Below are 12832 nucleotides of genomic sequence, written 5' to 3'. Positions count from 1 at the left end.
CACGGCGTTGTCTCGGTTGTCTCGGTTTATGTATGGCGCACCAGACCCCGGGGCACTCCAGTGCCGACATTATTACCCGGTCTCGATTCCGGTGCAGGACCGGCGGTCCGGGCGTGCCGTCCGGATCGCTGCCCGGGCCTTCGCATTCGGGACCCGGAACGGCGGCGGCCCCACCTCCCGACGGCGGGAGGCGGGGCCGCTGTGTTCACGTGGTGGACGAGGAGGCGATCAGAAGGCCGCTTCGTCGAGCTCCATCACGTCGTTGTCCAGGCTGGACAGCACGGTGCGGGTGGAGGTCAGCTCCGGCAGCACGTTGCGGGCGAAGAACTGAGCCACGGCGACCTTGCCGTTGTAGAAGGCCTCGTCGGAACCGGTGGCGCCGTTGTCGAGGGCCTTGATGGCGACCTCGGCCTGACGCAGCAGCTGCCAGCCGATGAGCAGGTCGCCCACCGCCATCAGGAAGCGGACCGAACCCAGGCCGACCTTGTACAGCTCCTTGGCGTCCTCCTGCGCACCCATCAGGTGACCGGTCAGGGTGGCGGCCATGGCCTGCACATCCTCGAGCGCGGTGGCCAGCAGCTTGCGCTCGCCCTTCAGGCGGCCGTTGCCGGCCTCGGACTCGATGAACTTCTGCACCTGGCCAGCCACGTGGGCCAGCGCCACGCCGCGATCGCGAGCGATCTTGCGGAAGAAGAAGTCCTGCGCCTGGATGGCGGTGGTGCCCTCGTACAGCGAGTCGATCTTCGCGTCGCGGATGTACTGCTCGATCGGGTAGTCCTGCAGGAAGCCGGAACCACCGAAGGTCTGCAGCGAATCGGTCAGGTACTGGTAGGCCCGCTCGGAGCCGACACCCTTGACGATCGGCAGCAGCAGGTCGTTGACGCGGAACGCGAGGTCCTTGTCGGCACCGGAGACCAGCTGAGCGATGTCCTCGTTCTGGTGGGCGGCGGTGTAGAGGTAGATCGCGCGCAGGCCCTCGGCGTAGGCCTTCTGCATCATCAGCGAGCGGCGCACGTCCGGGTGGTGGGTGATGGTGACGCGCGGCGCGGTCTTGTCGGTCATCTGAGTCAGATCCGCACCCTGCACGCGCTGCTTGGCGTAGTCCAGCGCGTTCAGGTAACCGGTCGACAGGGTCGCGATGGCCTTGGTGCCCACCATCATTCGGGCGTTCTCGATCACGTCGAACATCTGCGCGATGCCGTCGTGGACCTCGCCGACGAGCCAGCCCTTGGCCGGGACGCCGTGGCCACCGAAGGTGACCTCACAGGTGGCCGAGACCTTCAGGCCCATCTTGTGCTCGACGTTGGTGACGAATACGCCGTTGCGCTCGCCCAGGGTCCGGTTCTCGAAGTCGAAGTGGAACTTCGGCACGAAGAACAGCGACAGGCCCTTGGTGCCCGGGCCGGCGCCCTCGGGGCGGGCCAGCACCAGGTGGAAGATGTTCTCGAACATGTCGTCGGAGTCACCGGAGGTGATGAACCGCTTGACACCCTCGATGTGCCAGGAGCCGTCCTCCTGCTGGATGGCCTTGGTGCGGCCGGCGCCCACATCGGAGCCGGCGTCGGGCTCGGTCAGCACCATGGTGGCGCCCCAGTTGCGCTCGACGGCGATCTCGGCCCACTTCTTCTGCTCGTCGGTGGCGTTGTTCCAGAAGATCTGGCCGAACGGGCCACCGGCGGCGTACATCGCGACGGCCGGGTTCGAGCCCAGGATCATCTCGTTGAGGGCCCAGACCACCGAACGCGGCGCGGGCAGGCCGCCCAGTTCCTCGTTCAGGCCGACCTTGTTCCAGCCGGCCTCTTCGTAGGCCTTGAAGGACTTCTTGAACGACTCCGGAATAGAGACGCTGTGGGTGTTGGGGTCGAACACCGGCGGGTTGCGGTCGGCGTCGGCGAAGGACTCGGCGACCGGGCCCTCGGCCAGGCGGCGTACCTCGTCGATGATGTTCTTGACCGTGTCGGTGTCCAGGTCACCGTAGGCGCCGGAATCCAGCACCGAGCCGATGCCCAGCACCTCGAAGAGGTTGAACTCCAGGTCGCGGACGTTGCTCTTGTAATGGCCCATCTCTGTTACTCACTCTCCGTTGAGTCGGTGCGGGTCGGTGTGTGCCGTTCCCGCCCATGTGTCTCCACACCGGGTAGTCGAACGGAATATCCGCCTTCTACTCGCGGGTAACTTACAGCGTATATTACCGATGAGTAATGGGGTTGGAAAGCGCTGACCGGGCGATGTGACGAGATGAACACGCGGCCGCCGGCTCACCGCAATCACCCGTCGCGGGTGAGGTGTCCGCGGGTGGTCGCGGGCAGGGTGTCGGCAGGGTAGTTCACCTGCGCCGAAGGAGGCCGCTGTGCCGGATTCGAAGCCGAACATCCTGGTCATCTGGGGTGACGACATCGGTATCACCAATCTCAGCTGCTACAGCGACGGCCTGATGGGCTATCGCACGCCCAATATCGACCGGCTCGCCGAGGAGGGCATGCGGTTCACCGACTCCTACGGCGAACAGAGCTGTACGGCCGGGCGGGCCTCCTTCATCACCGGGCAGAGCGTCTACCGCACCGGGATGAGCAAGGTCGGAGTGCCCGGCGCGGGCATCGGTCTGTCTCCCGAGGATCCGACCATCGCCGAACTGCTGAAACCGCTCGGTTACGCGACCGGGCAGTTCGGCAAGAATCACCTCGGCGACCTCAACAAATTCCTGCCGACGGTGCGCGGGTTCGACGAGTTCTTCGGCAACCTCTACCACCTGAACGCGGAGGAGGAACCCGAGCTGCCGGACTATCCGCACAAGGACGCCTACCCGCGGCTGTACGACCTGCAACGCCCGCGCGGGGTGCTGCACTCGTGGGCGACCGACGAGGACGACCCCACCGAGGACCCGCGCTTCGGGCGCGTCGGCAAACAACGCATCGAGGACACCGGGCCGCTGACCAAGAAGCGGATGGAGACGATCGACGAGGATGTGGCCGAGGCCTGCGTCGATTTCCTCACCCGTCAGCAGCGGGCGGGCACGCCGTTCTTCGTCTGGCTGAACTTCACGCACATGCATCTGCGCACGCACACCAAGCTGGAAAGTGTGGGGCAGGCGGGATTCTGGCAGTCGCCGTACCACGACACGATGATCGACCACGACCGCAATGTGGGCCGCGTGCTCGATGCCCTCGACGAACTCGGCCTGGCCGACAACACGATCGTCATCTACAGCACCGACAACGGCCCGCACGCCAACACCTGGCCCGACGGCGCGACCACCCCGTTCCGCAGCGAGAAGGACACCAACTGGGAGGGTGCGTTCCGAGTGCCGCAGGTGATCCGCTGGCCGGGCCACATCGCCGCCCGCTCCATCTCCAACGACATAGTGCAGCATCACGATTGGCTGCCGACGCTGCTCGCCGCGGCCGGCGAACCCGACATCGTCGACAAGCTGGAACAGGGACATGCGGTGGGGGACAAGACTTTCAAGGTCCACATCGACGGCTACAACCTGTTGCCCTACCTCACCGGCGAGGTCGAACACAGCCCGCGGCGCGGCATGGTCTATTTCTCCGACGACTGCGATGTGCTCGGAATCCGGTTCGAGAATTGGAAGATCGTGTTCATGGAGCAGCGCAAACAGGGCACGCTCGGAATCTGGGCCGAACCCTTCACCCCGCTGCGGGTGCCGAAACTGTTCAATCTGCGCACCGACCCGTTCGAGCGAGCCGACGTCACCTCCAATACCTATTGGGACTGGTTCCTCGACCACGACTACATCGCCTTCTACGGGACGGCCATCGCGACGGCGTTCCTCGACACGTTCAAGGAATTTCCGCCGCGTCAGGAACCGGCCACCTTCACCATCAACCAGGCGGTCGCCAAACTGCACGACTTCCTCGCCCGGGACTGACCATGGCGGTGTCGCTGGAATCATGGAACGACGGTGAAACCATTTCTGCCATCGTCGATTTCGTCGCTCGCGTCACCGATCGGGACGGGCCCGACTATGTCGAACCGTCCGCGCGGATAGCGGTATTCGACAACGACGGCACCCTGTGGTGTGAGAAGCCGATGCCGATTCAGCTCGACTTCACCATCCGGCGACTGGCCGAAATGGCCGAGCAGGAACCGCGATTGCGCACGCAACAGCCGTGGCGCGCGGCCTACGAGCAGGACCTGCAGTGGCTCGGCGCGGCGATGGTCAAGCACTACCACGGTGACGACACCGATCTGAAGTTGTTGATGGGCGCGGTAACTCGCGCGTTCGGTGAGATCAGCGTCGAGGATTACGACGCGCGGGTGGCGGCATTCTTCTCCCACGCCGACCACCCGACCCTCGGCCGCCCGTATCACGGCTGCGGTTTCGCTCCGATGGTCGAACTGCTGTGGTATCTGCGCGACAGCGAATTCACCACCTACATCGCCTCCGGTGGTGATCGGGATTTCATGCGCCCGGTCGCGGGGGATCTCTACGGGGTGCCGCCGGAGCGGGTGATCGGCAGTGCGCTCGGGTTGACCTATCGGGAACGGGAAGGCCGCAGCGACCTGCTCTACAAATCCGCGATGGATTTCTTCGACGACGGGCCGGAGAAACCGGTCCGAATCTGGAGCCGGATCGGCCGCCGTCCCATCTTGTCGGTCGGCAATTCCAACGGCGATCTGCCCATGCTGTCGTTCTCCGAACTCGCGGGCGCGCCGTCGTTGCGCATGCTGATCCTGCACGACGACGCGGACCGGGAATTCGACTACGTCGCCGGCGCCGAGAATGCGCTCGAGCACGCGCGTCGCAACGACTGGACGGTGGTCAGCATGAAGAATGACTGGGCGCAGATCTTCACACCCGATTCGTAGGAACGGCCCGTGAATATTTCGATCGCCACCGACGTGCGGCAGATACCCGCACAGACCTTCACGATGGGTTCGGACCGCCACTATCCGGAGGAACGGCCCGCTCATCGAGTGGCCGTGGATGCCTTCGCCATCGAAACTCGGCAGGTCACCAACACCCAGTACGAACGGTTCGTCGCCGACACCGGGTACCGCACCGTCGCCGAGCGCCCGCTCGATCCCGCCGACTTTCCGGGAGCACCGGTCGAGAATCTGCAACCCGGCTCGATGGTGTTCACCCGGACGGCCGGCCCGGTCGACCTGCGGCATCTGAACCTGTGGTGGCGCTGGACGCCCGGCGCCTCGTGGCGGCACCCCGAGGGGCCCGGGTCGTCGATCGCCGACCGGCCCGATCATCCGGTAGTGCATATCGCGTACGAGGACGCCGCCGCCTACGCGACATGGATGGGCCGGGCGCTGCCGACCGAGGCGCAGTGGGAGGCCGCGGCCCGCGGCGGGGTGGAGGGTGCCGAATTCACCTGGGGCGAGGAGGGAGAATCCGGAGACCGGCGCCTCGCGAACTACTGGCACGGCGACTTCCCGTGGCGTCCCGACCGCGGTTACGGACACACGACTGCCGTCGGTTCCTATCCGCCCAACGACTACGGCCTGTCCGATATGGCCGGCAACGTGTGGGAATGGACCGGCGACTGGTACGCCGAGCGCCATCCGGGCGGCGGCGGATGCTGCGTCCCGCGTAATCCGCGCGGTGGGGATCAGGAGCGGAGTTTCGACCCGCGTCAGCCGCAGTTCCGGGTGCCGCGCAAGGTGATCAAGGGCGGTTCGTTTCTCTGCGCCGACAGCTACTGCCGCCGGTACCGGCCCGCCGCGCGTCGCCCGCAGATGGTCGACACCGGGATGAGTCATATCGGCTTCCGGTGCGTGGCAGGCCCCCGCTGAGCGGGGATTACCGTGGACACCGTGCGCATCGAGACAGCTGCGGGGGACGCCGAGGTGGAGATCGACCGGGAGGCCGGCGACCGGTTTCTGCTGCTGCTCACCCACGGTTCCGGCGGCGGGGTGGAGGCCGGGGATCTGCTGGCGGTCCGCGATCGCGCGGTGGCGCTGGGCGGGGTGGTCGCGCGGGTGATTCAGCCGTACCGGGTCGCCGGTCGGCGGGCACCCGGTTCGGCGACGGTGCAGGATGCGGCGTGGTTGGAGATCGTCTCGGCCCTGCGCGAGCAGGCGCCCGGGATACCGCTGATCCAGGGCGGGCGCAGCAATGGCGCCCGGGTCGCCTGCCGGACCGCCGTCGAAGCCGACGCCAAAGGCATACTGGCGCTGTCGTTTCCGCTGCACCCGCCAGGTAAGCCGGAGAAGACGCGGCGAGAGGAGCTGCTGGCGGCGTCCGCGCACACCGATGTGGTGGTGATCAACGGTGAACGCGATCCCTTCGGAATTCCGGACTCCGCCGATGCGGCCGAGGTGAAAGTGATTCCGGGCCAGGCCCATTCGTTTCGCAGTGGCTTCGATCTCATCGCCGGGACGGTGGAGCCGTGGCTGCGACGCTGGGCGGACATGGATTGATCGGTGCGAAAAGGCCTGTGGATCATCGAATCTCAGGTTCCATCTCCGGGAATACCCCGATGCCGGGCCGCCGTTGCGGAGGTAATTTCGGCTGTGGTCGGGATTTCGAGAGGAGACAGATCCATGATCGCAGGCCCGATTCGCGCCGCTCGTCGTCCCGCGGCCGGTGTCGCACTGGCTGTCCTCGCAGCGGCCGGTATCGCCGTCGCCGGAGCGGGTGCCGCGCAGGCGAGCGTTCCGTGTGGCGCCGCCCCGCCGTGCAGCGCCGACGGCTTCGGCTCCGACGGGTTCAACGCCCAGGGTGTCGACCGATTCGGGCGCGACCGCTCGGGCTTCGACCGGTCCGGATACGACCGGTTCGGCCGTGACCGCTCGGGCTTCGACCGGTCCGGATACGACTCGCTCGGTTACGACCGCTTCGGTTACGACCGGTTCGGCCGTGACCGGTTCGGCCGCGACCGATTCGGTGACGATCGGACGGATCCGCCCGCACAGTCCCACGGACCGGCGCCGCTACCCACCGGCAGCGCCGGACTGTGAGGCGTCGCCACCCCGGATCACGCGTCCGGGGTGGCCGTCGCTTGCTCTTCCAGATCGGGAACGATCGCGGTGGCCACCACGAGGGCGTCGATGGCGTCGCGTCCCTCGGTCTCGCGCAGCACCCGCTGCGCCGTGTCGATCCGAATATGTTTTGCCGCAGCGAGATCCGCCACCACGTCGTAGGGAGTGAACAGGATCGCCGGATCCTGCGGCCCGCCGTAACCGTCGGCGATATTGGTGGTGTCGTGGCCGAGGACGAGGAGGGTGCCGCCCGGGCTCAGCCGCTCGGCCGCCGCGAGCAACAGGCTGCGCCGCTGGTCGGCGGGCAGATGAATGTAGACGGCGAGAATCAGTTCGAACGGGCCGTCGATCCCCGCACCGGCCAGATCGGTGACGTCCGCGCATTCCCAATCGATCCTGCTGCGCACCGAACGTGACAGCCGCGAGGCGACCGTGCGGCCCTTGTCGATGCCCACCTGGGAGAAGTCGACCGCTCGCACCTGCCAGCCGTGCGTGGCCAGCCAGAGCGCGTGCCGTCCCTCCCCGCACGCCAGGTCCAGGGCACGCGGCAGTTCGGGTGGCGCTTCACCGGGCACATCGGGCACCAGCCGAATGTGCCGCTCCAAACCGAAGATGTGTTCCACCACCGTCGCGTTCGGCGGTGCACCCCACACCAACTCGCTCTGCGCGTAGCGCTCGTCCCACTCGGCGGCGTCCATGGGGCGAGTCTAGCCAGCTACAGCGCGACGCCCGGCCGAGTGAAACGGGGGCCGGGCGCCGGGTATCCGAGGCGACCTACAGCGTCGTGCGCATGAGAACGACGTTGTACTGACTGTGCACCGTGGTGAGGAAATACAGATCGCGCCCGGTCTGGTACGGGAAGATCGAGGGGGCGTAGGCGGTGGGCAATTCACGTGTATCGATCAGCACCTCCGGCGGACTCCACGGCCCCTCCGGGGAAGACGCCCGGCGCATCACCACCGAATTCCACGGATCGGTGGTCAGCATGACGAATTGCCCGAGGTAGTCGTTCCACATCACCGACATCTCGCCGACCCCGCCGGTGATCGGGCGGGCGGCGTTCACATCGTTCTTACGCCACGCCCCGCCGTCCCAGTACTCGTATTCGGCGAGATTCTGGATGTCGTTCTCCCGCACGCGCGCGAGGTAGGCGAAGTGATTGCGGCCCGACGGCGTGCCGTATTCGTACACCCAGCCGCCGCTCTTCACGAAGGCGTTCATCTGGAAGTTGGCATTGCCGCCCTCGTCGGGCCGGCGGGTGAAATCGAGGTCGGCCCATGTTTCCCCGTTGTCGGCGGAGGCGGCCAGACCCGAGAAGTTGGTGGTCCACTGGCCGACGTCGTCCCAGCTCTTCACCGACATCAGGCTCATGTACTGCACGCCGTTCACCGAGATTCCCGCGGTCGGGATGCGGCTGATCTCGATGAACGGAATCTTGGGACTGGGGATCAGATCCCGCGCCTGGCCGAACACGTCGCGCACGGCGCTGTCGAAATAGATGCCGTCCGAAGGATCCTGGGTGTGACTGCGCACCAGGATATTGCTGCGCCACGCCCAGAAACTGCCGGCCAGCAGATTCGGCAGCCCCACGCCGGCGGTATCGCCGAAGGCGGTGAGCATCTCGCCGCGGCCGTTGTCCCACATGATTCCCAGGTCGGTGCCGAGGACGTTGTAGTTCTCGGTGGCGTTCGGGCTGGCCATTCCGGTGACCTGGAATATCGCTCGCGAACGCCCGACCAGATTCGGTAATCCGGTGGTGCCGTTGAGAACCGGAATCGGATTGATGGCATTCGGGTTGGCGGCCGCCGGCGCGGTCACGGTCAGAAGGACGGCCGAGACGCCCGCGATCGCGGACAGCAGGACGGATACGGTCTTGGACAAATGCAGCCCTTCCCGTTCTCGCCGATGCGCCCCCGTTCACCGGCTTCGCTGGCAAAGTGTGAAAATGCTAACAGCGAATCGCGGGTAAATGGGTTTCCTTCTCGCGTTTTCGGGTAACTCCCGGGTCGGCGGTGTGTCCCTTTGTCGAATCTACCGACGGCCGAGCGCTTGCCGGACCAGGAGTGGTATCTGCGTCGCCCGTTCGATTCCCAGAGTGCGGCGGGTGCCCGCGTGCCAGGTGCGCTCGAACAATTGTTTGGCGGCGGCGACGGCGGGTGCCGGGCGGGCCGCGATGCGATCGGCCAATTTCTCGGCTTCGGCGCGCGGATCCTCGCTCACCTCGGTGATCAGTCCGATTCGTGCGGCATAGGCGGCGTCGACGGGATCGGCGGTCATGGTCAGCAGGAGGGCCTTGTCCGCGCCGATCAGGCGCGACAGCGTGACCGCGCCCGACATATCCGGAACGAGGCCGTGCGCGACTTCCATCACGGCGAAATCGGAATCCGGTGTGGCGAAACGGAAATCGGCGGCCAGGGCCAATTGCAGTCCGCCGCCGAAACAATGGCCGTGCACCGCCGCGATCACCGGCTGCGGCAGCCGCCGCCACGCCCAGCACGCCTCCTGAAAAGCATTCGTGCCCAGCCACGGCAGGGGCAGGAAATTGCGCACGATACTCAACGGGTCGCCGGTTGCCTTCGCGATATCGAGGCCACTGGAGAAACTGGGCCCGTTGCCGGCGAGGATCACGGCGCGAATCTCGTCGCGCTTTCCGATCACCCGCGCCACCCGGACGAGATCGTTCAACATGTCGATGGTGAGCCCGTTGTGTTTGTCGGGCCGGTCGAGTTCGACGTAGGCACGATCACCGTCGAAGGTCAGGGATACGTCGCTCATCGCTCACTCCGTGCTGATCGGGGTCGGCCCCCGCGGTTACCCGCCGGTAGGCACCTGCTCGAGGATTATCTTCGCGCAACCGGCCGGGTCGTCGTAGAACGGGGTGTGGCCGCTGCCCGCCAGGGTGATGTGCCGGGCCTGGGGAAGCCATTGCCGCGCCCGCCGGCTCTGGGTCCGATAGGTGAGCAGGATGTCGCGGTTGCCCCAGGCGATCGTGACCGGGATGCGAGCCAGGCGGCCGCCGTCGCGCAGCCGCGCCTGGTCGAAAGAGGCCAGGGCCGAACGGAATCCGGGGGCATCGAGAACGCCGTCCACGGTCTCGACCGCGGTCCGGGTGTCCAGCGCCCACGGCCGGCCGAAGACGATGCTCAGGAAGGCGGTCCGCCCGGCCGGTGTGCCGAGGATGGCGGGCAGTTGTGTGCGCAGTCCCCGGCCCAGGGTGGCCGCGCGGCCCAGCGCCTGCTGACACCAGATGCGCCCGGCATCGGACCAGAACCCGATCGGTGAATACGCGGTCACCGAACTCGCCACACCGCGCGCGCCGAGGTTCAGCGCGATCAGACCGCCCATCGAATTGCCGGCGAGGTGGGGTCGTTCCAGGCCCTGTTCGGTGAGGAACGCGTGCAGAGCGTCGGTGAGGGTGTCCACCGTGGTGTGCGGTAGCGGGTCGGACCCGCCGAAACCGGGAAGGTCGACCGCGATCACGTCGAAGTGGGCCGCCAGCGTGTCGATGACCGGTTCCCACACCTGCCAGCGACTGCCGACGCCGTGGATCAGGACCAGCGGTTCACCGGTGCCGACCCGGTGATGGTTCAACATCATTTCGAAACTCCCGCACCGAGATCGGACGCCGACGAGGAACGGGGACACCCTAGCAATCATTGGCGTTACGCCAACAGAGGTCGCCGTAACCGCGGCCGAAGGATCGGTGAGCGGCGCCGTTGTGAACGCTCCGTGTTCGCAGGACTCGGACTGTTGTCCGGCCGCCTGATGCGGCAGTATCACCTGCGCGGTTCGTGTCCGGTTCCACCGGAACGCGCCATAGCTGATACGCCTGAGAATTGAGGAACAGTTGAGGATTTCGCTGATCGCCGCCGTCTGCATCGCCCTGCCGCTTCTGGGTGCGTGCGGTTCCGACAAGGATTCGGAGCCGACCATCACCCAGGCCGACCTGTCGAAATCTCTGCAGTCCAGCGGCCTCAAGGATGCGAAACTCGCCGATTGCGCCGCCAAACTCTATGTGGACGAAGGCATTTCGCAGGACGGCCTGCGCAAGATGACCAAGCCCGGCAGCAATGCCCAGGTGACCGACGGCTCGATGGGTGGCCTGAGCAAGGAGGACTCCGACAAGGCGCGTGCGGCGACCCAGAAGATCGCCACGACCTGCGTCGCGGCCCCGCAGTAGATCCACGGCACGCTCACCGGGCGCTCGACCGGTTCGCAGGCCCCCACCGCGGCCGGACCGATCTACCGTGGGGATATGGCTACAGCGGAGTACCAGCACCTGCTCGTCGAGCGCAACGGTGAGACCGTTCGGATCACCATGAACAGGCCGGACCGGCGCAATGCGCTTTCGGCCGATCATCTCGGGGAGCTGCTGTCCGCGTTTCGCTGGGCGGGCGGCAGCGATGCGAGCGGGATCGTTCTGGCCGCGAACGGTCCCGTCTTCTCCGCCGGGCACGATTTCGCCGATGTCGCCGCCCGTGACCTGCTCGGCGTGCGCGATCTGCTGACCTTGTGCACCGAGGTCATGTCGACCATCGAATCCGTGCCCCAGGTCGTTGTCGCGCGCGTTCACGGCCTCGCCACGGCAGCCGGATGCCAGCTGGTCGCCTCCTGCGATCTGGCCGTCGCCGCCGAATCGGCCGGCTTCGCCCTCCCGGGCGGCAAGGGCGGCTGGTTCTGCCACACTCCGGCCGTTCCCGTGGCGAGGGCGATCGGCCGCAAACGCCTGATGGAACTCGCCCTCACCGGCGACCCGATCGATGCCCACACCGCCGCCGACTGGGGGCTGATCAACCGAGCCGTCCCCGACGCCGATCTCGACCGGGCGGTCGCCGAGCTGCTCACCAGGGCGACCCGGGGCAGCCGGGCCAGTAAGGCGCTGGGCAAGCGCACGCTGTACGCCCAGCTGGACCGCCCGGAGGACGACGCCTACGCGATCGCGCTCGAGGTCATGGCCGCCGCATCCCAGCTGCCGGGCGCCCGCGAGGGTATGGATGCCTTTCTGAACAAGCGCACGCCGATCTGGCCGGACTAGCTCGGTCCGGCAGTCGGGCGGGGGAGGGCGCCGATTCGGCCGCGGAAGCCGAATCGGCGTCGGCCTAGCGCCCCGCGGTGTTCGGGTCCTGCTGGGCGAGCACGAAGGTGCCCTGCCCGTCCGGGCCCAGCCCGGTGTCGAGGATCTTGTCGTCGAGGAAGTCGACGACCTGCTCGTCGAGGAAGACGCGCGGGCCTTCCGCGTTGAGCACCTGGTCCTGCTCCGACGGCCCCGCGGCTACTGCGAGCTGCAGCGTCTCGGCGCCGTCGTTCGAGGAGATGCGCAATCCGGCATCGTCGGGCATTCCGTCCGCGGAGGTGATGGTGCGAACGGCCTCGATGGCAGTGGGCGTGAGCATGAGCATCTGTCCGGTTTCCTTCCGCCGTCGTCACAGGTCACGGTCGGTGCGACAGTCACGTGCCGTGGACCGGCCGATCAACCCGGCCGGCAGTCGTCCACGGCACCCGGCACCTCCGGAGGGGTAGCCACGATTCGCCCCGCCTAACCTCTCCGCCGGAATCGACCCGGTACGGACCCTTCGTTTCGGTCTCCGCGGTAGGTGGTACCCGGCGTTCACCGCCGCCGTGCGGTGGATCGAGTTGGCGTTCGGTATCAACCTCGGCGTCAGCTGACGACCCCGGACGAGGGACATCGGCCGCCGGTTGTTCGCCGGTGACCGATGTTTATGGGCGACAAAGGATTTCGTTCGTGAGCCCGCAGGCGGTATCGCGCAGCCGAAGGACGGTATCGCGGGGAGAGAGAAAGAGAGCCGGTGACGGGAATCGAACCCGCACTCTCAGCTTGGGAAGCTGATGTTCTACCACTAAACTACACCGGCCGGTG

General features: G+C 66.8%; 13 protein-coding genes and 1 tRNA gene. 7 read left to right on the top strand and 7 right to left on the bottom strand.

What is annotated here, in order from left to right; all coding sequences use genetic code 11:
• Positions 1-228: 228 nt before the first annotated feature.
• Positions 229-2064 carry an acyl-CoA dehydrogenase gene (locus NN2_RS06865; protein ID WP_063011407.1) on the bottom strand — a complete coding sequence of 612 codons (1836 nt, stop codon included), beginning with the start codon at positions 2062-2064 and terminating at the stop codon, positions 229-231.
• Positions 2065-2350: 286 nt separating this feature from the next.
• On the opposite strand from NN2_RS06865, the gene NN2_RS06860 reads away from it, so the two are divergent.
• The 5 genes from NN2_RS06860 (at position 2351) to NN2_RS06840 (ending at position 6933) form a co-directional block, all read left to right on the top strand.
• Positions 2351-3889, top strand: a complete 1539-nt coding sequence (locus NN2_RS06860; RefSeq protein WP_030514261.1) for an arylsulfatase — start codon at positions 2351-2353, stop codon at positions 3887-3889.
• 2 nt (positions 3890-3891) lie between these two features.
• Positions 3892-4830 (top strand): HAD family hydrolase, encoded by a 939-nt coding sequence (locus NN2_RS06855; protein WP_063011405.1) that lies wholly within the window; start codon positions 3892-3894, stop codon positions 4828-4830.
• A gap of 63 nt (positions 4831-4893) precedes the next feature.
• A complete protein-coding gene (locus NN2_RS06850) occupies positions 4894-5766 on the top strand; it encodes a formylglycine-generating enzyme family protein (RefSeq protein ID WP_063011450.1) in 873 nt (290 codons plus the stop codon).
• Between the two features lie 21 nt (positions 5767-5787).
• Positions 5788-6393 carry an alpha/beta hydrolase family protein gene (locus NN2_RS06845; protein WP_063011448.1) on the top strand — a complete coding sequence of 202 codons (606 nt, stop codon included), beginning with the start codon at positions 5788-5790 and terminating at the stop codon, positions 6391-6393.
• 123 nt (positions 6394-6516) lie between these two features.
• Positions 6517-6933, top strand: coding sequence for a hypothetical protein (locus NN2_RS06840; RefSeq protein WP_063011403.1), 417 nt, complete (start codon positions 6517-6519; stop codon positions 6931-6933).
• A gap of 17 nt (positions 6934-6950) precedes the next feature.
• On the opposite strand, the gene NN2_RS06835 is transcribed toward NN2_RS06840, so the two are convergent.
• The 4 genes from NN2_RS06835 to NN2_RS06820 form a co-directional block, all read right to left on the bottom strand.
• Positions 6951-7652, bottom strand: coding sequence for a class I SAM-dependent methyltransferase (locus NN2_RS06835; RefSeq protein WP_063011401.1), 702 nt, complete (start codon positions 7650-7652; stop codon positions 6951-6953).
• Between the two features lie 76 nt (positions 7653-7728).
• A complete protein-coding gene (locus NN2_RS06830) occupies positions 7729-8835 on the bottom strand; it encodes a glycoside hydrolase family 183 protein (protein WP_063011399.1) in 1107 nt (368 codons plus the stop codon).
• A 150-nt stretch (positions 8836-8985) separates the two neighbouring features.
• Entirely contained in the window at positions 8986-9729 is a 744-nt protein-coding gene (locus NN2_RS06825; RefSeq protein ID WP_030514268.1) for a crotonase/enoyl-CoA hydratase family protein, read from the bottom strand.
• Positions 9730-9765: 36 nt separating this feature from the next.
• Positions 9766-10551, bottom strand: coding sequence for an alpha/beta fold hydrolase (locus NN2_RS06820; RefSeq protein ID WP_063011397.1), 786 nt, complete (start codon positions 10549-10551; stop codon positions 9766-9768).
• A gap of 250 nt (positions 10552-10801) precedes the next feature.
• Between NN2_RS06820 and NN2_RS06815 the strand changes: the two genes are divergently transcribed.
• Together NN2_RS06815 and NN2_RS06810 are read left to right on the top strand one after the other, a co-directional pair.
• Positions 10802-11134 carry a hypothetical protein gene (locus NN2_RS06815; RefSeq protein WP_030514270.1) on the top strand — a complete coding sequence of 111 codons (333 nt, stop codon included), beginning with the start codon at positions 10802-10804 and terminating at the stop codon, positions 11132-11134.
• A 75-nt stretch (positions 11135-11209) separates the two neighbouring features.
• Positions 11210-11989 carry an enoyl-CoA hydratase-related protein gene (locus NN2_RS06810; RefSeq protein WP_063011395.1) on the top strand — a complete coding sequence of 260 codons (780 nt, stop codon included), beginning with the start codon at positions 11210-11212 and terminating at the stop codon, positions 11987-11989.
• Positions 11990-12053: 64 nt separating this feature from the next.
• Here the strand turns inward: NN2_RS06810 and NN2_RS06805 are convergent, their stop codons facing one another.
• Positions 12054-12353: a hypothetical protein gene (locus NN2_RS06805; protein ID WP_030514272.1), complete on the bottom strand. Its 300-nt coding sequence runs from the start codon at positions 12351-12353 to the stop codon at positions 12054-12056.
• Between the two features lie 403 nt (positions 12354-12756).
• Positions 12757-12827: transfer RNA gene (locus NN2_RS06800), tRNA-Gly, on the bottom strand.
• Between the last annotated feature and the right edge of the window lie 5 nt (positions 12828-12832).

It is taken from the genome of Nocardia nova NBRC 15556, assembly GCF_001613005.1.
In the GTDB taxonomy this organism is placed as follows: Bacteria; Actinomycetota; Actinomycetes; order Mycobacteriales; family Mycobacteriaceae; genus Nocardia; species Nocardia nova.
Note: the sequence above shows the minus strand (reverse complement) of the source record. Positions and strands in the feature narration are given on the sequence as shown.

Excerpts from the sequence above, each read along its gene's own strand:
- NN2_RS06865 (WP_063011407.1), bottom strand. The coding sequence starts at position 2,064 with ATGGGCCATTACAAGAGCAACGTCCGCGACCTGGAGTTCAACCTCTTC.
- NN2_RS06855 (WP_063011405.1), top strand. The coding sequence starts at position 3,892 with ATGGCGGTGTCGCTGGAATCATGGAACGACGGTGAAACCATTTCTGCC.
- NN2_RS06850 (WP_063011450.1), top strand. The coding sequence starts at position 4,894 with ATGGGTTCGGACCGCCACTATCCGGAGGAACGGCCCGCTCATCGAGTG.
- NN2_RS06840 (WP_063011403.1), top strand. The coding sequence starts at position 6,517 with ATGATCGCAGGCCCGATTCGCGCCGCTCGTCGTCCCGCGGCCGGTGTC.
- NN2_RS06835 (WP_063011401.1), bottom strand. The coding sequence starts at position 7,652 with ATGGACGCCGCCGAGTGGGACGAGCGCTACGCGCAGAGCGAGTTGGTG.
- NN2_RS06825 (WP_030514268.1), bottom strand. The coding sequence starts at position 9,729 with ATGAGCGACGTATCCCTGACCTTCGACGGTGATCGTGCCTACGTCGAA.
- NN2_RS06820 (WP_063011397.1), bottom strand. The coding sequence starts at position 10,551 with ATGATGTTGAACCATCACCGGGTCGGCACCGGTGAACCGCTGGTCCTG.
- NN2_RS06810 (WP_063011395.1), top strand. The coding sequence starts at position 11,210 with ATGGCTACAGCGGAGTACCAGCACCTGCTCGTCGAGCGCAACGGTGAG.
- NN2_RS06805 (WP_030514272.1), bottom strand. The coding sequence starts at position 12,353 with ATGCTCATGCTCACGCCCACTGCCATCGAGGCCGTTCGCACCATCACC.